At 51.5% G+C, this 19826-nt stretch carries 19 protein-coding genes and 1 tRNA gene; 11 read left to right on the forward strand and 9 right to left on the reverse strand.

The window, feature by feature from the left end:
- Positions 1-8: 8 nt before the first annotated feature.
- Both V7676_RS00365 and V7676_RS00370 read left to right on the forward strand, forming a co-directional pair.
- Positions 9-908, forward strand: a complete 900-nt coding sequence (locus V7676_RS00365) for a LysR family transcriptional regulator (RefSeq protein ID WP_335657677.1) — start codon at positions 9-11, stop codon at positions 906-908.
- 421 nt (positions 909-1329) lie between these two features.
- Positions 1330-2250: an alpha/beta hydrolase gene (locus V7676_RS00370; protein WP_335657678.1), complete on the forward strand. Its 921-nt coding sequence runs from the start codon at positions 1330-1332 to the stop codon at positions 2248-2250.
- A 349-nt stretch (positions 2251-2599) separates the two neighbouring features.
- Here the strand turns inward: V7676_RS00370 and V7676_RS00375 are convergent, their stop codons facing one another.
- Complete coding sequence (locus tag V7676_RS00375; protein WP_335657679.1) at positions 2600-4822, reverse strand: KAP family P-loop NTPase fold protein; 2223 nt, start codon at positions 4820-4822, stop codon at positions 2600-2602.
- 364 nt (positions 4823-5186) lie between these two features.
- Here V7676_RS00375 and V7676_RS00380 point away from each other — a divergent pair, with 364 nt between their 5' ends.
- From V7676_RS00380 to V7676_RS00390, 3 genes are all read left to right on the forward strand, one after another.
- A complete protein-coding gene (locus V7676_RS00380; RefSeq protein ID WP_335657680.1) occupies positions 5187-6536 on the forward strand; it encodes a hypothetical protein in 1350 nt (449 codons plus the stop codon).
- The gene (locus V7676_RS00385) at positions 6517-6930 is read left to right on the forward strand and encodes a hypothetical protein (RefSeq protein WP_335657681.1); all 414 of its coding nucleotides are present in this window, start codon (positions 6517-6519) and stop codon (positions 6928-6930) included. The genes V7676_RS00380 and V7676_RS00385 overlap by 20 nt, the downstream gene beginning before the upstream one ends.
- Positions 6931-7332: 402 nt before the next feature.
- Complete coding sequence (locus V7676_RS00390; RefSeq protein WP_335657682.1) at positions 7333-7677, forward strand: single-stranded DNA-binding protein; 345 nt, start codon at positions 7333-7335, stop codon at positions 7675-7677.
- A gap of 631 nt (positions 7678-8308) precedes the next feature.
- Here the strand turns inward: V7676_RS00390 and V7676_RS00395 are convergent.
- Positions 8309-8384: transfer RNA gene (locus tag V7676_RS00395), tRNA-Lys, on the reverse strand.
- Positions 8385-8482: 98 nt separating this feature from the next.
- Positions 8483-8968 carry a 2-amino-4-hydroxy-6-hydroxymethyldihydropteridine diphosphokinase gene (folK, locus tag V7676_RS00400; RefSeq protein ID WP_335657683.1) on the reverse strand — a complete coding sequence of 162 codons (486 nt, stop codon included), beginning with the start codon at positions 8966-8968 and terminating at the stop codon, positions 8483-8485.
- A gap of 106 nt (positions 8969-9074) precedes the next feature.
- Between folK and V7676_RS00405 the strand changes: the two genes are divergently transcribed.
- From V7676_RS00405 to V7676_RS00420, 4 genes are all read left to right on the forward strand, one after another.
- Positions 9075-9656 carry a superoxide dismutase family protein gene (locus tag V7676_RS00405; RefSeq protein WP_335657684.1) on the forward strand — a complete coding sequence of 194 codons (582 nt, stop codon included), beginning with the start codon at positions 9075-9077 and terminating at the stop codon, positions 9654-9656.
- A gap of 82 nt (positions 9657-9738) precedes the next feature.
- Positions 9739-10197: a low molecular weight protein-tyrosine-phosphatase gene (locus V7676_RS00410; protein ID WP_335657685.1), complete on the forward strand. Its 459-nt coding sequence runs from the start codon at positions 9739-9741 to the stop codon at positions 10195-10197.
- 236 nt (positions 10198-10433) lie between these two features.
- A complete protein-coding gene (locus tag V7676_RS00415) occupies positions 10434-11168 on the forward strand; it encodes a Bax inhibitor-1/YccA family protein (RefSeq protein WP_442955380.1) in 735 nt (244 codons plus the stop codon).
- A 150-nt stretch (positions 11169-11318) separates the two neighbouring features.
- A complete protein-coding gene (locus V7676_RS00420; RefSeq protein WP_335657686.1) occupies positions 11319-11978 on the forward strand; it encodes a hypothetical protein in 660 nt (219 codons plus the stop codon).
- 82 nt (positions 11979-12060) lie between these two features.
- Here the strand turns inward: V7676_RS00420 and V7676_RS00425 are convergent, their stop codons facing one another.
- From V7676_RS00425 to V7676_RS00450, 6 genes are all read right to left on the reverse strand, one after another.
- Positions 12061-12672, reverse strand: coding sequence for a glutathione S-transferase family protein (locus tag V7676_RS00425; RefSeq protein ID WP_335657687.1), 612 nt, complete (start codon positions 12670-12672; stop codon positions 12061-12063).
- 68 nt (positions 12673-12740) lie between these two features.
- The gene (locus V7676_RS00430) at positions 12741-13466 is read right to left on the reverse strand and encodes a DUF1428 domain-containing protein (RefSeq protein WP_335657688.1); all 726 of its coding nucleotides are present in this window, start codon (positions 13464-13466) and stop codon (positions 12741-12743) included.
- Between the two features lie 26 nt (positions 13467-13492).
- Entirely contained in the window at positions 13493-13981 is a 489-nt protein-coding gene (locus V7676_RS00435; protein WP_335657689.1) for an SRPBCC family protein, read from the reverse strand.
- Positions 13978-14631 (reverse strand): TetR/AcrR family transcriptional regulator, encoded by a 654-nt coding sequence (locus tag V7676_RS00440; RefSeq protein WP_335657690.1) that lies wholly within the window; start codon positions 14629-14631, stop codon positions 13978-13980. Before V7676_RS00440 ends, V7676_RS00435 begins: the two co-directional genes overlap by 4 nt.
- Before the next feature lie 147 nt (positions 14632-14778).
- Complete coding sequence (clpA, locus tag V7676_RS00445; protein WP_335657691.1) at positions 14779-17094, reverse strand: ATP-dependent Clp protease ATP-binding subunit ClpA; 2316 nt, start codon at positions 17092-17094, stop codon at positions 14779-14781.
- A gap of 267 nt (positions 17095-17361) precedes the next feature.
- A complete protein-coding gene (locus V7676_RS00450) occupies positions 17362-17559 on the reverse strand; it encodes a DUF1192 domain-containing protein (protein ID WP_335657692.1) in 198 nt (65 codons plus the stop codon).
- Positions 17560-17686: 127 nt separating this feature from the next.
- Between V7676_RS00450 and V7676_RS00455 the strand changes: the two genes are divergently transcribed.
- Positions 17687-18697, forward strand: coding sequence for an NAD(P)H-quinone oxidoreductase (locus tag V7676_RS00455; protein WP_335657693.1), 1011 nt, complete (start codon positions 17687-17689; stop codon positions 18695-18697).
- An 81-nt stretch (positions 18698-18778) separates the two neighbouring features.
- Positions 18779-19786: an acyltransferase family protein gene (locus V7676_RS00460; protein WP_335657694.1), complete on the forward strand. Its 1008-nt coding sequence runs from the start codon at positions 18779-18781 to the stop codon at positions 19784-19786.
- Positions 19787-19826 lie beyond the last annotated feature (40 nt).

Consider the following 19826-nt stretch of genomic DNA (forward strand, 5'->3'; position numbering starts at 1 on the left):
AATAGGGCATGGACTGGGACGACTTGCGGACATTTCTTGCGATTGCGCGACAGGGGACGCTTTCGGCAGCGGCGCGCTCACTGGGCGTCACCCAGCCTACGATGGGACGCCGTCTTGCGGCTATGGAGGCCCGAATTGGGGCTCGATTGCTACAACGCACCCCAAGCGGATATGCGCTTACGCCGACTGGAGAGGCGGTGCTTGGCAATGCCGAACGTGCCGAGGCTGAAGTTCTGGCTGCGGAGCGCGCCATCACCGGAAGGGACGTCGCTCTCGAAGGGGTTGTAAGGCTGACAACAGTTGACACGCTGGCCGCGCGGATTGTCGCTCCGGCACTTGCTGCCCTGCAAAAGAAGCACCCGGGCATCGTGGTAGAACTGGTTCCTGATACGCGATCACTCAGCCTGTCGAAACGTGAAGCCGACATAGCGCTTCGCATGACACGATTCGAAGGGCATGAAGTTGCGACCAGACGCGTCGGTGCCGTAGCCATGGGACTATATGCCACCGCTGAGTGGATCGAACCCGCCGAACACGGTGACGTGCGACTCGTCACGGTTTTGGACGACCAGGCCCACCTTCCAGAAGCCAAGTGGCTGCGAGAAGCGTTTCCAGGCGCCTCGATTGGCTTCAGATCGAACAGTCGCGAAGTGCAATTGCATGCTACGCTCGCAGGCGCCGGGGTCGCAGCCCTTGCTTGCTACAGAGCGGATGTAGAACCCGGCCTCCTCCGGCTCAGAAACTCCAAATCGGAACTGGTCCGTGACATCTGGTTGGGGGTGCATGTCGACATGCGACACATGCCAAGGGTGCGCGCAGTTTCGGACACAGTGGTTGAAGCACTGAAGGAGAACTCCAGCATTCTAAATCCGAAAACCCAAGCGAGCAATGCCGCTCAAAAATCCTAACAACGTCCTGACTGTGTGTCCGCTTCCAGGCATTTAAAGCTGCAGACTGGATGACCGAAATTGGGGCGCATAGCTGTGAGGCCCACCAAGGCGTTTGAATGTCAGTTTCCGCGAACTGTCGTCCCAAAAGCGGGCCGTCGGCAAGCCACCCATAATCGGTCATGCGAACTGATTGGATGGAGAATAAAAGCAGCCAGTCGGCGACCGCCTCAATTGCGGTCATACAGAAGCGAAGCCAGCAATGCCTGTAACTTTCAAAAATCTAACTTTCCTTTATTGAAAGATAAAGCGACGCGAAAATCGTAGAATGTTGGCAAAGTCAATCTCGCCCCCATTACTAACAGGCGGCGTTCATCAAAGATTAACGACCGGCTGTAGTATCATATATTCATCGCAATGGTCGCAAAGCTGGAGCCGATCTATGAAACAATCCGTAGTCATCGCATTTGTAGCAATAGGCCTCATAGCTTCAACTATTGCCCAATCCCGCGCCGGAGATCGCTTGAAAGATCGACTTGAACAAAGAAAAAGTGAGGCGACTGCCACAATGTCGCGCTCGGCGAAGGGGGCACAAAGGCTTTCATATGGTGACGACAAGGCGCAGCATATCCTCTTTTTTCGCGCCGACCGCAGCCATCAGCGGCCACCCCTTGCAGTATTTATCCACGGTGGCGGTTGGAAAAATGGTGCGCCAGAGCTGGTTGACAACAAGCCGGAATGGTTTGCGCGGCACGGCTGGGCTTTTGCCTCGGTCGGATATCGATTGCTGCCTGACAGCCCAGTGGAAGAACAGGCGCGAGATATTGGCCGTGCACTCGATAAGCTCCGCAGCGATGCTGTTCGGTTGGGATTTGATGCTAATCGCATAATTTTGTTCGGTCATAGCGCGGGAGCGCATCTGACGGCGCTGGTTTCCACCGATCCCAGTTATGCGCTCGCCAGCTTTTCGGCAATCCGGGGCGCAATCCTGATTGATGGCGCCTGCTATGATATTCCTTCGCAGATAGCGGCTTCACGTTTCATGGCGCGGCGGACATATATTCCTGCTTTTGGAACCGATCCGGCCCGGCAGCGCGAACTTTCGCCGGTCACCCATGCAGGAGGTCGCGATGTGCCCAACTGGCTGCTGCTTTACACATCGGCGCGCGATGACGCACAGGCCCAGTCCAAGCTGCTGTCTTCTGCCCTGAAACGCGGCGGCGTACAGTCCGATCTGGTCGAGATCCAGAGCAAAACTGACAAACAACTTACCGAGCATCGTGCGATAAATGTCGAATTCGGTACAGCTGGCTATGCCGGCAATCCCGCAATTGAGGCGATTATGCAACGTGTTGCGGAGTAACCCTGGGCATAATGAAACGAGAAAGCGGCCGTTCCTCTTCCCACCCAATCTCGGTCAATGAGCGATGGCTCAAAGTGGGCCGTCTCCTGCCAGTCAGGTTTTGGCCGCAGAAATTGGGAAGCTGACATTCAGATGCGTTGAAACCTCGGTCCACAACTGCCGCCCAAATTGGCGTGGCAAACGAAGATCTAAATCTTGAAACTGTCCCTTCGCTCAGATCTCTTCAATGCAATGACTATGGAGCGGTCGCGAATTCAGCGCCAAGCCTGTAGTATTGTCGTTCACTGCCATTAGTCTGTGTCTTTTGCCATGTATCGTAACGTGATACGTTGGGTCGAGGCGAGGGCACTCAATTTTCGGATTGTTGCTCTGCGACCGCTTCCGGCGCAGGTCGACGGTGTACAACCGAGAATTGATTGACGATGCAACGGTCAACATCAAAATCACGGCCCCAATTTTCCTCCCATGTCGCCGCGTCGAGTTTGGCGCCATAAATGGAACGGAGCTGTGCATATACGCGATTGGGGTCCAGTAGCTGTGAGAGCGACTGGTAGGTTTCCGCCGTGAAATCTGACGGCTTGATAACGCCATCTCCGCCCTGCGACCGTCCGCTTAGACCCTTAAGAATCAGAATTGCATTCTTGGGGTCTGCTTCCAAAAAGGCGGAAAGTCGATCCAGTAGCGACTGTTTTGTCGCTTCGTCGCCATCTCGAAAGATAGCAAATGCCAAATCGCCAAACCGATCGCCTGCGCACTCAATGAGGTTGCTTTCGTCAGCAGCAGTGAAGAAGCGCTTGGCCAAAATTACCGCGATAGGGTGCAGTCTCTCCGGCGTCAGGAAGCCGCGATCCTCACCTTCCGTCGTTCGCGCACGGCTCCACCTCAAAAGTTGGCTTATGAAGGGGAGGGAGTCGGCGTTTTCTGCGACTTCCGCGATAATGGCGTCTTGCTGGGCTGCCTCCATGCGGAGCGCGAGCTGGCAAATAAAAATGGCGGCTTGGGATAACACGAACGTCCCGAACACAATGTCTCGTGAGATGGGAATTTTGGAAGCGCGTTTGGCGAGCGCCAAGCTCAAGGTGGGGGCCGCAGTCAGATCGAGCGTTTTCTCGTGGCGCCTCAATTTTCTAATCAGAAGTTCCGCAGCGTCTCTTTCGAAGGCATCGTCGAGAGCCGCGCCGACGCCCTCTTCGTCGCATGCTAATGCCTGCTCAAGCAATGCATCAATTTCGCGATCGGCCATATCGCCAGTGGGCACGGCATAGGTGAAGTAGCGTCTGAAATAATCGCTGCTACAGATTCGTTTTTCATTCGCCCACGCGGAATCCCAGTCACCGCCATAGCCCATCTGGCTGAGGCGTGGGAAAAGCCCCTGCAGGAGTTCTTTAACGGCTCCCTTTTCAGCTTCATCAGCCTCCAACTGTTCGATCGCTCTGTCGATCGGCGACGGAAGTGGCTGTCCCTGTCCTTGGTGGTTGTCTCGTGCTTTCAGTACATGGTCGGGGTTGGCGCGGACCGTATCGTAGATCGCAGGATAAAAGACCCTCAGCGCTTCGATTTGAATTTGATCGACAAGACGCACCTCGCCCTTGAGAATGGGGACCGCAAAGCTGATTGCATTGTCGAATAGCTTCACCCGCCGTGGCGTCCTCAGTGTAGCGCCGAAAGCCTCCATCAAAGCATGACCGAGTTCCGGGCCATCGGACTCGTTTAGTTGAATGCCGTTCTCAGCGATGACCCGGTCGCATGCCGCGAACATGAGGTCCCGCAATTTGTCGGGGTGCGCAGGAGGAAGATGGAGCGGCACCTGCACTATTTTTTCGAGGAAATGACGTCCGGCCAAGGGATCGCCAGTGCTATATGCCTCGCCCAAGGCTTCCGAAACGATCGCATCGTCGAAGGCCAGCACGTAGGTCGTGTGATCGAAATCGCCGGACAGTCGCACCAGTTTGAATAGAGTCTGGATGTCCCGCCTATCGAGACGATCGATATCGTCGATGAAAATTACAATCTTCTTGCCGTGCTTACGAAGGATACCGCCGACCTTGTCGCGAGTTTCAACGAGTACCTCGGTGGTGATGGCCTCGCCCAAACCCTGCACAGTATCGCCGACCCGAGGGATCGCCTTTCCATATGTCGCCATGAGATCGCCGATATTCTCTTTGGAGAACCAGCCACTCTTCTCCAGCTTGTTCTTGATGGAATGAAAGAAGCTGCGGGTGATGGCTTCGGTGCTATCGCCGTAGAACCAAGGGTTGTAGTCCATAGGAAGCACATCGGCATACGGCTCTAGGTATTCTTTGACCATCGCCAGCGTTGACGTTTTACCGTCGCCCCATGGCCCATAGATGCCAATAACAAGGCTCGACGGGTCGCCTCTGCGCGCAATGGTCTCTGCGATCTGCTTCGCGAATGAGGCGCGATCGAATATATCTTCGGCAACAGTTTTGATCGGCCGATCGACTTGGACTGACAGACCCTTGTCGGCCGATTCAGCAGGTTTTTCTTTCCGAGCAGGTGATTGGTCTGCCGTCGTGTCAGCAGTGCCAAAGAATCGCTTTAGTATCTTCATGTCTCAGGTTTAATCCGACTCCAACGTGGTTGTCGCATGTGCAGCGATAATAGCAACAGTTGCATAGAGCAGGTATTTTGTCATGCGCCAATGCTCGGCGTGTTCGAACGAACGACAGCAATCGGGATCGCCATGCGGCTGCCGGAATGACAGGAGTTAGTGCGCATTTGAGACCGGCCGGAATTTGGCCGTTTGCTGACTGGCAGAGATTGGCCGCAGAGAGCAATTAGGCGCCGCTCAGCATTGCGCGAGCGATTGCAAATCATCGCCTAATTCTCAACCGAGGCACTGGAGTTGCCCGCAGTCATGCGGCCGCGCTGCTATCCATCTTGAAAAAAATGGTGTTTCGACTGATAATACTGGCATGACCAAAAAAAAAGAGACTGACAAAATTGTAAAGAGAACAGCGGATGACATTATCGCTTCACGTGCGCCGTCTGTCGTAGAGCAAGCCGCACTTGCACGGGAAACATCACTATCGCGCGCCGCAGGTGGACTTACTGGTTCCGCCGTAGAGCGGGCAGCGTTAGGTCAGGAAACTGCAGTATCTCGCGCTGTGCGCGATCTTACTGATTTTCCAACGTCCGCTCTGCTGAAGGCACAATTTAAGTCGCCCCTTGCTGAATTGATCGAGGGTTCAAAAACAAGCCTACTTGCATCCGGGATTTTGGAGTCAAATCAATTGTCTGCGTCCGCTGAGGCAGCGCGTGGAATCAGTCAGCAGTTAAATTTGCTTAATGGGCTGGGAAGCGCACAATGGAAGCGTGAGCTTTTGGGTTTTGACACCTCAATTATTCACGAAGTGGCTCGCCAGCAGAGTGGAATTGCAAAAGCCCTTGCCGGAATAACGGACAACCTATCAGCTACTACGAAGGCGCTTGAATTCGGTATGCCGAATTTAAGCGCCCATGTAGAGGCGGCAATCGCCAGTTTTTCATCCCTTAATCTGACCAATCAACGTTTTGCGGCACTGGCTGGAATAACGGACACCTACGGCCTTGGTAGTCTGCATCGGCAGACCTTTGAAACCCTGTTAGGCCAATGGCATACAGCGTTTGATTTGCCGAAGAACTATTGGCGCGACTTCGATTATCGACGTGAACTATACCGCGAAGCCGAGGTTGATGAAGGGCTGATTGAAGCTGACCCCGAAACCACGATTGAGCTCGCCATATCGAGCGGGGCAATCGTCGGCGAGATTATCGAAGAAGGCCACTATATTGTTGGCAAAACTGCATCTGGAATCCTCACACTTACCACCTCAAATTTGGCGACTGACATATTCGAGCTGGTCGGGACGATCGAAACCGCGTTGCGCCGACTCATTGTCCGTAAATTAAATGCCCACGCCGGACACAAGTGGTTCAAACAGCGGGTGCCTGGTGCGCTCAACATAAAGGCAAAAGACACACGACAACGGGCACTTAAAGCTGGCGAGCCGCTAACACCATTGATCGAGTTTCTTACGCTTGGAGAACTGATGGAAATCGTTCTAAAAAGCAATAATTGGGACGAGGTGTTTGAGCCGATTTTCCGCAATCGCGATTGGTTTAAGCGCGATATTGAAGTGATCGGTGTCGCTCGTAATCCGAATGCGCATTATCGTGCGAACGATGGCCTACGTCTTACCGAAGCCATGATTGTTTGGCAGCGCCTCAGCTCATACATCGAAGATGATGGGCAATGGGCAGTTGATGCCGATGCTGACAAGTAAGCATGCTTTTGTTAGATCGGCCGCGCTTCCATTAACTCATCAAGGCGCGCAAAGTAGGACGCTGAGAGATTTGCCGTCGCATCGACCAAGGCTTTTTCTTGTTAATCGCGCCCGCATTGATCGTTCCTCACTTATGCCGGTTGTTGATCGCATTGAACACCTGCACAGCAGCCGCTCCAACGGCGCCCGCTTTCAGGATCGCGAAGGAAGAGCCTTAACGACCGGGATTGGGGCGCAAAGCGGACATAGGTTGCGACTATTGCGAACGTCCGGAAATGAGGCGTTAGCCGCCATCGCAATGACAGCCGGTTTGTGGCCGTTATTTGAACCGAATGATCAAAAGCTGTCCGTCTGCTCACGACTCAAAGGCGGTTGTCAGGATGTGATCTATTGAACAACTGCTTTCCAGCCAACTTTACCGTTCGACTGGATTACGAGGATCGCCGCAGAACTGTTCATCTGGCGCTCTACCACCAACAATAGAATCTCGAAACGACAACCCAATAAATCGACAGTTGCGTTATATTTCAGATGCACACTCGCTATGTATCACCGTCCAAAAAGCACACCCCCTTTCATGACATAAACCAGCCCCTGTCCGGATGGTGCCTGGGCAGCAACCCGCGCATCTTCAGGGCCGTGTTGCAACGCTGTGCGCTGCTGCCCGCACCGCCCCTTCGAGCGGGGTTTCCCTCATGTGCATTCGGTGCAGTCCAGACCCCATCCGGACCTTTCGGGGCTTAGTCAAAGGGATGGTCCCTTGGACGAACAAATTTGCTTCGAAAGGTATTATCAAATGAAAAACACAGTCACACTCGTCGGCTTCGTAGGTAACGATCCAGAGGTTCGTGAAACCAAGTCAGACGCGACTATTACAAATATCTCACTGGCAACAACGCGCAGCTTCAAAGATAGCGAAGGCGAACGCCAACAGGATACCGAATGGCATCGGATCACATGCTTCAACGGTATTGGAAAATGCGTTGCTGAACATGTCACCAAGGGTGCCATGATAATGGTCACGGGACGCATCCATTATACCAAGTGGACAGACGATAAGAACGTTACCCGCTATGGTTGCGAGATCATCGCAGAGCAGGTTGATTTTCTGTCCAAGGCGAAAGCCAAATCATCCGAATAGATCACGCCGTCATCGTTCCGTTCCGAGGCTCGGTAGCATCCGCTACCGGGCCTCTTTTTTTGTCCTTTCTTGATGTGGCCTCAAAGGTCGTTGCCGAGTCAGAAACGGTGCATATATGGGAGGCACTTTTAGCGACCAATGCTGTCCGCAAATGGGATTAAAATGATGACTATTTGTTACCAGAATGCAATTTTCAGCGCTCAAGCGGACCACGTCTTTGGTCAGCCATATCAACGAAAAATTGACTCTTCGTTCCACGAAAAAGATCATGATATTCTCAGTGGCAAGTTCGGGGTCGATTAAGGCTATTTGGTCACCAGAGGGCAAAAAAGCTGAATTTTCTGGTGACGTTTCTATAGATTTCAGACGCCCGATAGCCTACGAGACCCTCTGCAAACACTTACAATACTGCGATAAAGGGATGAACAAGATGAGCGGAAAAGGACTGCCGAGCTGTGGACAAAATCAGTGCACACCGTACGCGAAGGATCTTTCAATAACAGCCCTGCGACAATCGATGTGTGTTCCAGGTGCCGCCAAAGGCGTCGCTTTTCACCGATAATCCGCCGTTCTAAATACCGTTCTAATTTGAAATTAGAACGGTATATCTGACTTAAGCCATTGAAAACTATGGTGAGCCCTGCTGGGTTCGAACCAGCGACCTACTGATTAAAAGTCAGTTGCTCTACCGACTGAGCTAAGGGCCCCCAGACATCCTATGCGCTGCATAAATGCTCTTGAGAAGCGCCTCCCTAGTGGTGCTTGCGCTTGGGGTCAAGCAGCTTTCCTTGGTTTTCGCAGGATTTTATTGGCGGGATTTGCGGGAAGCTATTTGCGCTATGGTTAAGCCCGTCACCGGATCGCGCCATTCGGGTGCTATTTCGGCAGAGGGCTGCAGCACAAAGGGGCGTTTGCGCATCATCGGATGAGGAATGGTGAGTGGTGGACGGCTGTCAGAAAATGAGCCCTCGCTCCATAATATAATGTCAAGATCAAGTACCCTTCGGGACCAAGCCTGGCCGCGTCTTGTTCCGAAATGCGATTCGATGGTTTTCAGGAGAGCGAGCAAAGCGTCGGGCTCTAGCTCTGTTTCTACAATGGCGGTGGCATTGGCGTAGGCGCGGTTTGATGGGCCGATAGGCCGGGAAGAAAGGGTGGAGGATTTGTTCAGGACGGCAAGACCCTGTTGCTCCAAGCGGCTCAATGCCACGTCAATAATATTACGAGGGAGACCAAAACGGACATGGCGCTGGTTTGACCCCAGAGCGATCAGGTAGTGGGTTTTTGGCACTGTGATCCACGGCCCTTTGCTGCGAATAGTGTTAAAGTAACGGTTCCAAGCTCTTATAAGCGCTGCTACCATGGTATAATTATAACGCAAGCTGAGGAACAAGTTTATGGGCAGTCGATATCGAGGTGCAAGTAGCGGAACAATATGGCTGGCGGGATTGGTTCTTTCGTTGACGGCATGTAGTGGCGGCGGTGATAGTGCAGAGCCAGAGCCGGTTGATAGCATTGTGCGTGCGGTTCTGACAGGTGCAGATAACAGTCCATATGGTGAAGTGATAATCGGTGAAGGTGATGGCGGTTTACTGGTGCAAATCAAGGCTGAAGGGCTAACTTCCGGAACGCGCGGCGTTCATATCCATGAAGTGGGGACATGCGAAGGCCCTGACTTTAAATCAGCGGGTGGCCACTGGAATCCGGGCGGAAAAGAACATGGCTTTGACAATCCCAAAGGCGCCCATATGGGTGATTTTTTCAACCTTGAGATCGGCGAAGATGGCAAGGGATCGTTAGAGACCAAGATTGAGGGTGCCAGTTTGAAAGGCGGCCCAAACGCGTTGATGGACGCTGATGGCGCGGCCTTTGTTATTCATGCGGGGCCGGATGATCTGAAGACCGATCCATCGGGTGAAAGCGGTGGCCGAATTGCTTGCGGTGTTTTTGAAATGGAACGGTTTGAGTCTGCTCTGTAACGCAAAGCCAGCAAACATCGTTTTTAATAAGCTTTAAAATATACAAAAATATATATTATCATTTTAGCTATCGGGGGGTCGCATGGCTATTTCAGTTCTATTTGTTTGCATGGGTAATATATGCAGGTCGCCGTTGGCGGAAGCTGCGCTGCGGCAGCAATGCTCGGATATGGAGCTGAGTCTGATTATCGATTCTGCCGGAACCCATGACTGGCACGCAGATCAACCGCCGGACGAGCGGGCGCAGGCTGTTGCAGCTAAAAACGGAGCGCCGATCGACCATTTACGCGCGCGAGGGGTACGGACTGCTGATTTTCGTGATTTTGATCATATAATTGCGCTCGACAATGATAATATGGCCTATTTAGAGGAATTACAGCCATCGGATGGGTCGGCTTTACTGTCTCTCTTTCTCGACCATGTAATAGGTCGGGAGGGAGAGGGGCTTGTCGATCCTTATTATGAATTAGAGGATGCATTCGACAAGACTTGGGCCGACGTGGTAGCCGGAGCAAAAGGGATTATCGCCAAAATATTCTGAACGCGACTTCGGATGGAATATGTTCATGGTGAGGCATTTGAAAATTATTGCGACCCCGTTCGGCAAATTTTTAAGGCTTAAAGGCTTATCAATTGATATTATCTATGAGTCGCCATGTTAATTTTGTCGATTTTTCATGCGGTTTTTCTTGAAAAATTCACATAATAACCGATATTAGTAGATATCGCGCTGCAATAATCGATTTGCGGCCCAATGAACCGAGGAGTTTGAATATTATGGCTTGGCCCGACCCCAGAACGACAATGTCGCGTGCACCTGTTGGCACCGCACCACAATCTGATGTCGCTTATGACGCTGGACTGCGTTCGTACATGCTCAAAGTCTATAATTACATGGCGAGCGGCGTGCTGCTGACCGGCATCGTTGCGATGCTCTTTGCTAGCTCCGGCATGGCAGCGGAAATCATGCTTGGCGGTGGAATGATGAAATGGGTGATCATCCTGTCGCCACTTGCTATCGTATTTGCGATGAGCTTTGGACAGAATAAATTTTCGACATTTACGCTGCAGGCAATGTTCTGGGGCTTTGCGACCTTGATGGGCCTATCGATGTCGACGATTTTCCTGGTATACACCGGCGCTTCGATTGCCCAGACCTTCTTTGCTACGGCTGCAGCCTTTATGGGGCTTAGTCTCTATGGCTATACGACAAAGAAAGATTTGTCGGGCTGGGGCACCTTCTTGATCATGGGTGTTATCGGCTTGTTGGTTGCCATGGTGATTAACATTTTTCTGCAATCCACGATGATGCATTTTGTCATCAGTGCCATTGGTGTTCTGATCTTCGCTGGTTTGACAGCATATGACACGCAGCGGATTAAAAGCATGTATGCTTATGTCGCTGGAACCGACATGATCGGCAAAGTGATTATCATGAGTGCGCTGAACCTGTATCTGGACTTTATCAATATGTTCCAGTTCCTGCTCACCTTCATGGGCAGCCAAGACTAAGCTTATATTCATAAGCCCTGATTTACAGAAAAGCCCGGCAGGAAACTGCTGGGCTTTTTCTTTTGGCAGTTGATCGATTTTCCATCGCAATCGCTGGACAATAGGAAATCCCGAGCATAGGAGATTCTTAGCTTTTCAGGGGAAAAATACGTGATTCAGACTATTAAAAATCTGCGCTTGTTTGCGACCGTTATTGCCGTTTCTGCATTGGCTGCCTGTCAGGCTGCGCCTCCTCCTCCTGTTGCTCCGGTACCTGTCCCACAATATACGCCGCGTGCCCCGACGACTCCTTTTGGCGCGAGCGCCAATACTATCGTGCCGCTGGTACGCCCCGATGGTTTGCGGGAAACGATCAACCGTGATCTTGGCCCGCTGGAAACCGTATGGCATGTGCGTGCGGCACTAAACGTCGCGGCTTTGAGTTGTACCGGACCGGAATATGAACGGTTGGTTGGCGATTATAATGCGTTTATCGGTAATAATGAGAAATATTTGCGTAACGCCAATAATGCGATTGTGAGCAAAGCTCGCCGTGAAATAGGTAGTAATTACAAGGTCGAGCATGATCGGCACCAGACGATCCTATATAATTACTGGTCCTTTTCGCCCCTGCGTCGCCCGTTCTGTGATCAGGCGGTTCAGGTTAGTCAGCGTGCGATCATTACCAAAACCGAAGATATGGCAGCATTTGGTGAGCAGGCGCTGATGGAATTGGAAAAACCATTTACAGATTTTTATCAGGCCTATGAGCAATATGAAAAAGACCTTGCCGCGTGGCGCGTCCAATATGGGCAGACGCCGGAAAATTAGCCTCTTTGCCGTTACTGGCTAATATTTGAACAGATAAAGGCCAGAGGGTTCATCCCGTCTGGCCTTTATCTTTTGGTGCTTTCTAGCCTTGGGGGATGAGCTTTTCATCAATCGCTTTGGCTTCGATATATGCGCTACGCGATTGCACACGTTCGGCATAAGCCTTGAAACTGCCGCGTTCGGGAAAACTCTTGAATGCCAAGCCCCAGCCTACCTGCGCGCCAACATATACGTCTGCCATCGTAAACCGTTTTCCGCAGACATAATCATTGGTTTGCAGCATCTGGTCGAGCACATCCATAGCCATGTTATAATTGCCATAGCCAGCCATGCGTTGCTGTTCTTCGGCGATGACGACACCAAAAGATCTGTCGGTCACCGCTTGCTCGATCGGCCCGGCCACGAAAAACAGCCACCGATAATAATCAGCGCGTTCGTCCGCAGTCGGTGCAAGGCCTGCATCAGGAAACGTATCGGCAAGATAAGCGCAAATCGCAGCACATTCGGTGACCGTCTTACCATTATGGACTATCGCCGGAACTTTCCCCATCGGATTGACCGCAAGAAAGTCTGCAGACTTCATCTCGTTGTCAAATGCGACAATCTTCTCATCATATTCCACCCCCGCTTCATGCAGGGCCCAGCGGGCAATCTGGCCGCGTGACATAGGGTTGGTGTAGAATTTTAGCGACATGATACGAATCCTCCTCTGGCATATTGGAACATAATAAGAACAAAATGTTTTCGGTCAAGCATCACAATCTACTTCCTTGCATCGAGAAGGACTTCAAAGCCGCCATAGATTAGGCGCCGACCGTCAAGCGGCATATCAGCGCCTAACTGCGGCATGCGATCATCCTCCCGCATTCGGGCTGAGCCTTTTTCATAGGCTTCCTTCGATGGCCATTCGACAAAGCCAAAGGCGACTGTTTCGTCGTTTTCCGCTTTTACTGCCTGCTTAAAATCGGTCACCTTACCGTCAGTAATATTGTCCGCCCAGCCGTCCATCGTATATAACGCACCGCAGTCGATTGCGACGGATTGCATTGTCCGGCACAACTCTGAAAAAGCGCTGCGATTGCCCTTCGGCACAGGCGCTACATAGCCCTGTACATAGGTCGATGAGCCGCTAGATTCGTTCTCTGCTAACGGTTCAAATCCGGAAAACATCATCCGCATTCCATCAAACGGCATATCTCCGGGAGGGGTTTGCATAGCCTCATCATCCATCATCTTTTCATGGGCTGCCTCGCAGGTTTCTTTCGAATCCCATTCTATCCATGAGAAAACTATTTTTTCATTTTTCTCGGCTTTAACCGCGCGATACATGTCCGTCACCTCGCCGCGGGGAACATCGTCGTCCCAGCATTCGACGATCCGCTGTGCTCCATACCCCGTGAAAAGCGGAACTGCATCGTGGGCCATCTTCTCATAAGCTTCTTTCTTGTCCTCGGGAACGGGAATCAGAAATCCTTGTAAATAAGTCATTATCTCTCTCTCCTTTCCAAAATAAGTTAGATTATATCTGCCATCTCATTTTCGCAAAGCTCAGCAAGTTGGTCTGAAACTGCAGTCCATCCAGCGAAAAAGCCCATTTCTTCATGCTGTTTTTTCGCTTCTTCCGTCCAGTGACGAGCGCTAGCGGTGTAGCGGGTTCCGTCGTCCTCTGCCTCAATCGCGAAAATACCGATCATGAACGGGCCTTGCGGTTCGAAATCTGCCGTCATGGCGTCAGTAAAGACAAAACGCTGTCCCGGTTTTACTTCGAGGAAAATACCTTCGCCTTCTTCTCTCTCCCCATCAGGGCCGAGCATCACAGTTGCATTGCGGCCACCGGAGCGCCAGTCCTGTTCAATAATCTCTGTTCGCCACGGCGTAGGGCACCACCACTGCGCGGTCTGTTCGGTTATTACACGCCAAACCTTTTCGGGTGGTGCAGCGATATGTCGGGTAATAGAAAGTTCGTGAACATCTTCGGGTTTAGTGGGATTACAATCGGTCATTTTATACTCCTTTCTTTAAATTTTGGGGTAAATAACATTTGGGCATAACGCCGCAAATGGGAGATCGCCTCGTGAACGGGCGTGGCATTACCCCGGCCCTTGGCGAGGATGAAAGCACCTTGCAGCGCAGCCTGTGTATAGGATCCTAGTGACATACCGGTGACGCCTTCTGGTGCGCCATATTTTGCGATGGCTTGATCGAGATCAGCGGCCAATCGGGCACTATGACCCGCTATACTATCGTAAGCCGCACCGCGGATGGCATCGCTGCTGCCATAGCACTCTTGCAAGCTGGTACCGGCATAGCAGGTAAATTCCTCGACCGCGCCGGTTGCAATCTCTTCACGAAAATCGAGATAGCCAAAATAGCGGTCGAGTGGGTCGTCGTGGCGGTTGTAATCGGCCTTCATGAATAACGCGCTGGATGTTTCTGTCCAATAGTCCGCCGCAGCAGCTCCTAAGGCATCTTTGTTCGTAAAATGGTGGAAAAAAGCGCCCTTGGAAACTCCAGCTTCGGCGCAAAGCTGATCTACAGAAGTGGCCGAAAAACCATTTTTGCGCACCAGTTTTATCGCTGCGCCGAGTAATTTTGTCCGCGCACCGGATTTTGGCGGAGGGGAATTAGCGGATAGGTTTCGACTCGGTTTCATCGCAAATACATACCAACTAGTCGGTATGAGTCAATATGGGGAATTTCTCTTTTCTCGGGTATTTGCACGACGCACTGATTGAACACAAAAAAACGGCGTGAGATTAATCACGCCGTTTTTAATATTAGGAGCTAAGCTTAAGCCTGTTTATTTAGCCTTGGTCGCTGCCTTTTTCTTCGGCCGTTTCTTCTTGGCTGCCGGTGCAGCGGGCGTGACTTCAAAAGTTAGCTCGTTGTCTTTCAGGTGGACCTTGACCTCACCGCCGTTGGTGAGTTTGCCGAACAGCAATTCTTCAGCCAAGGGTTGCTTGATCTTTTCCTGAATCAAGCGGCCCATTGGGCGCGCGCCATAAAGCTTGTCATATCCGCGGTCGGTCAGCCATTTCTGGGCATCCTCATCTAATGTGATGTGGACGTCCTGATCGGCCAGCTGCAATTCGAGCTCGAGAATGAACTTCTCGACAACCCGCGCAACAACTTCTGGCGGCAGATAGGCAAAGGGAACAATGGCATCCAGACGATTGCGGAATTCTGGAGTGAACATTTTCTTCACCGCTTCATCGCTGGCATCTTCTTTGGACACATTGCCAAAACCAATGCCTTCTCTCGCCATGTCGGATGCACCGGCGTTGGTGGTCATAATCAGGATCACATTGCGAAAATCAACGGTCTTGCCGTGATGATCGGTCAGCTTGCCGTTGTCCATCACCTGCAAGAGAATGTTGAACACGTCGGGGTGGGCTTTCTCAATCTCGTCGAGCAGCAGAACGCAATGCGGGTTTTGATCCACAGCATCTGTAAGCAATCCGCCCTGATCATAGCCGACATAGCCTGGAGGCGCACCGATCAAGCGGGATACGCTGTGCCGTTCCATATATTCAGACATATCAAAGCGTTGGAGCGGAATACCCATGATTGATGACAATTGCCGTGCCACTTCGGTTTTACCAACACCGGTGGGGCCAGAGAACAGATAGTTACCAATTGGCTTATTGGGTTCGCGCAGGCCAGCCCGCGACAATTTGATCGCGCTGGAAAGCTTTTCGATGGCCGCGTTTTGTCCGAAAACAACGCGCTTCAAATCGCGGTCGAGACTTTCTAGCGTTTTCTTGTCATCCTTGGAGACAGATTTGGGCGGGATGCGCGCCATGGTCGCGATAACCGCTTCAATATCCTTGGTCGTGATCATCTTCTTGCGCCGCGAAGGCGGCAACAGCATCTGCATTGCGCCCACTTCGTCTATCACATCAATGGCTTTATCCGGTAATTTGCGATCATTAATATAGCGCGTGGAAAGCTCCACAGCCGATTTCAACGCATCGGGTGAATAACGTACATTGTGATGATCTTCGAACGCGGAACGCAGTCCTGCGAGGATTTTGATCGTATCTTCGACACTCGGTTCGTTCACGTCAATCTTCTGGAACCGGCGCAACAGGGCGCGGTCTTTTTCAAAATGATTGCGGAATTCTTTGTAAGTGGTGGAACCAATGCAGCGGATAATGCCGCCTGACAAAGCAGGTTTTAACAGGTTAGACGCATCCATTGCACCGCCACTGGTCGCGCCAGCACCGATTACTGTGTGAATTTCGTCAATGAACAAAATGGCGTCAGGCATTTTTTCAAGCTCTGATACTACCTGTTTCAGCCGTTCTTCAAAATCGCCGCGATAGCGTGTGCCTGCCAATAATGAACCCATGTCGAGCGAATAGATCACCGCTGGTTTCAAAACGTCAGGAACATTTTCTTCGACAATGCGTAGGGCAAGACCTTCTGCGATAGCGGTTTTACCAACGCCGGGTTCGCCCACATAAAGCGGGTTATTCTTGGATCGGCGGCACAATATCTGCACAGTACGATCAACCTCGGCCTGACGACCGATCAATGGATCAATCCGGCCGTCCTTGGCTTTCTCGTTCAAATTGACTGTAAACTGGTCGAGCGCGGTTTCTTTCTTGCTCTTGGCTTCTTTTTTCTCTTCGCCATCATCTGCGCCCGATAGTTCAACCGGATCAACGGACTGACCGCCTTTGCCGACGCCGTGGCTAATAAAGCTCACCGCATCCAGGCGGCTCATATCCTGCTGTTGCAGGAAATAGACCGCATAGCTTTCGCGTTCGGAAAATAGCGCGACCAGCACGTTGGCTCCGGTGACTTCGTCTTTTCCGGACGATTGCACATGCAAGATCGCACGCTGAACAACGCGCTGGAAGCCAGATGTGGGCGATGGATCGATGGTTTTCTGGACCTTCAGGGAGTCGAGTTCGGTATCAAGATAGAGCACAACTGCATCTTCCAGCTCGCCGAGGTCAACACCGCAAGCATTCATCACCTGAGACGCATCGCCGTCGTCGATCAATGCGAGCAAGAGATGTTCCAACGTCGCATATTCGTGAGACCGGTCGGCTGCATTTTTCAGCGCCTGATGAAGGGTCTTTTCCAGTGATTCTGCAAATGACGGCATATACTTAACTCCTTGATGGGACATCAAATTGTCCCGGTGGCCGAAAAACCTGCGGTACAGTCTGCTCAGGCCTTAACTATTCGGCTACCTTACTAATTTATGCGCAACCGTGAAAACATCAAGGGCTATGCACTCATAATGGTCAGCTTTAAGCCAAGGTTATACCAATTTTCTCGTCTCTTCTCCTAAACGGTTCAAGTCAGATCAAATTAAATCCGAATATTAAGATATAGGGTTAACAAATCCTTACCAGAAAGCCAGCTTTCATCATTTCTTAAAAAGGTCATCGGCGCTGGTACGGTGCGCCACTGCGAAGTTTTTCTTGGCTTCACAGCGGCTTATTTCGCTTTTGAGCAGCAAAATCCGTTTCTCCAGCTCATCCACAGAAAACGAGTCTAAATCCTGTTTTATGAGCCGGGCGAGCGGATCATTGGCGCTGCGCGGCAGATTATCGTCGTCATCCATTTAAAGACCCTAGTTTTTTTGTCCACAAGCGTCGGTAATGTTGACCGAGAAGGGTTTGCTGTCAATAAGGCGATCGGAGAAAAAATCTGTACGGCATTTGGACGGATTGGGGAGATTTGGGCAGGTTATGACAGTAACGCAAATATTGCAGTCGGAAATGACAGCTATCGCGATCAGCAAACCGGGCGGACCGGATGTTCTGAAGCCTGAAATTATGGCGGTACCAAAGCCTGCGGTTGGCGAAGTGCTGATCAAAGTGGTGGCCGCCGGCGTAAACCGACCCGATATCATACAGCGCAAGGGGCTTTACCCCGCGCCGCCGGGCGCATCGCCTCTACCGGGACTTGAGGTGTCGGGCATAGTAGTCGCGCTGGGTGACGGCGTAGAGCCGGAATGGATGGGGCGCAGCATATGTGCGCTGACCAATGGCGGCGGTTACGCTGAATTTTGCGTAGCGCCCGTGGGGCAGTGCCTTTCTGTGCCCGAAAGCCTGACCATGGAAGAAGCGGCGGCATTGCCGGAAACCCTGTTCACGGTCTGGAGCAATTTGTTCAATCGCGGTTTTGCGCGGGAAGACGAAACGGTTTTGATCCATGGCGGCACCAGCGGCATTGGTACAATGGCAATCAAGCTGGGCAAGCTGTTTGGTGTGAATGTCATTGTAACATGCGGTTCCGATCAGAAATGCATCGCGGCCAAAACCATCGGCGCGGATCATGCGATTAATTATAAAACGCAGGATTTTGTCGAAGAGATTAAAAAGATCACCGGCGGGCAGGGCGTTGAAATCGTGCTTGATATGGTCGCGGGTGATTATGTCGCGCGGAACCTGAATTGCCTGAAAGAAGATGGCCGCCATGTCACAATCGCGGTTCAGGGCGGAGTGAATGCGACCCTCAATATGGCGCAGATCATGATGAAACGATTGACGCTGACCGGATCCACATTGCGTCCGCAATCTGCCGATCGCAAGGCGTTGCTGGGGGATGAAATTTATCGCTATGTCTGGCCGGATGTCGAAGCCGGAAAGTTGAAGCCGGTCATGGATGAGGTTTTTGCGTTCCGGGATGCTGCCAAAGCCCACGCTCATATGGAAGCGGGCAATCATATCGGGAAAATTGTCCTCACTATGGGATAGCGGGTTGATGACGCGGTAACCCGAATGAAAGATGTCTTTGCTAACGCCGGGTAGTTTCAAGAATGGAATTATGCCGCTAGCATGACAGACAGTTATTTTTCTATCCAGTATCTGCGCGGATTAGCGGCGTTGATGGTCGTTCTTCTACACCTGTCGACCGGCGGTTTTTTCCCGCAATCAGCGGCAACTGAATGGCTCGGCGGCGGCGTCGATATATTTTTTGTGATTTCCGGTTTTATAATGGTCAAATCGACCCAAGGGAAAACATATTCACCAAAGCAATTTTACGTTAAACGTATCATGCGTATCGTTCCGCTCTATTGGCTGGCCACGTTGGTCACGGTTCAAGCAAGTGGATGGACGGGCTGGCACAGCATCGCTTCCTTCCTGTTTATCCCGATGCAGCATCCTACAGATGCTGTATTTCTACCGGTTCTTCAACCCGGATGGACGTTGAACTATGAAATGTTTTTCTATTTGATTTTTGGTGCGAGCTTGCTGCTGCCGGAAAAAAACCGGCTGATCTGGCTGGGTGCCGGCTTGGCCCTGCTCGTAATGGGCGGCATAATTTTCCAGCCAACCGGTGTGGCTGGATTTTATCTGAATCCCATCATTCTTGAATTTGTCTGCGGTATGATCATTGCGAAATCGCGCCGAAAAATGCCAATCATAGTTGTTCCCTTGGCATTGTTTTTCATGCCGCTCTTATGTGGATTGACCGATCAGCGCTTTTTTTCGCTGGGCTTGCCAGCGATGCTGCTCGTTTGGGGGATTATTTCTGCGGAGCCAAAAATGCCAGAAATTCGAGCATTTTCGTTGGTCGGAGACGCTTCCTACGCAATTTACTTATTTCACCCGTTGGTTTTGGGTACGGCCCAAATTTTCATCACCGGGGAACCGGGAAAATCGATTTGGCTTGTTCTAGTAGTTTTGATGGCAACAATTGCATTTGGCGTTATGGCGCACCTGTTTTTGGAAAAGCCGTTCAGTTTATTTCTGTCGGACTGGATGTACAAATACCGGAAAAAGCAAGGCGATGACGGTGCTTCGAAAACGAGTCAAAAACAGCTGCAAAACGAGATAACTTAAGCTCTATCGTCACCAAAGGGTCACAAAATGCGAATCAACC

It is taken from the genome of Parasphingorhabdus sp., from assembly GCF_036963805.1.
Classification (GTDB): Bacteria; Pseudomonadota; Alphaproteobacteria; order Sphingomonadales; family Sphingomonadaceae; genus Parasphingorhabdus.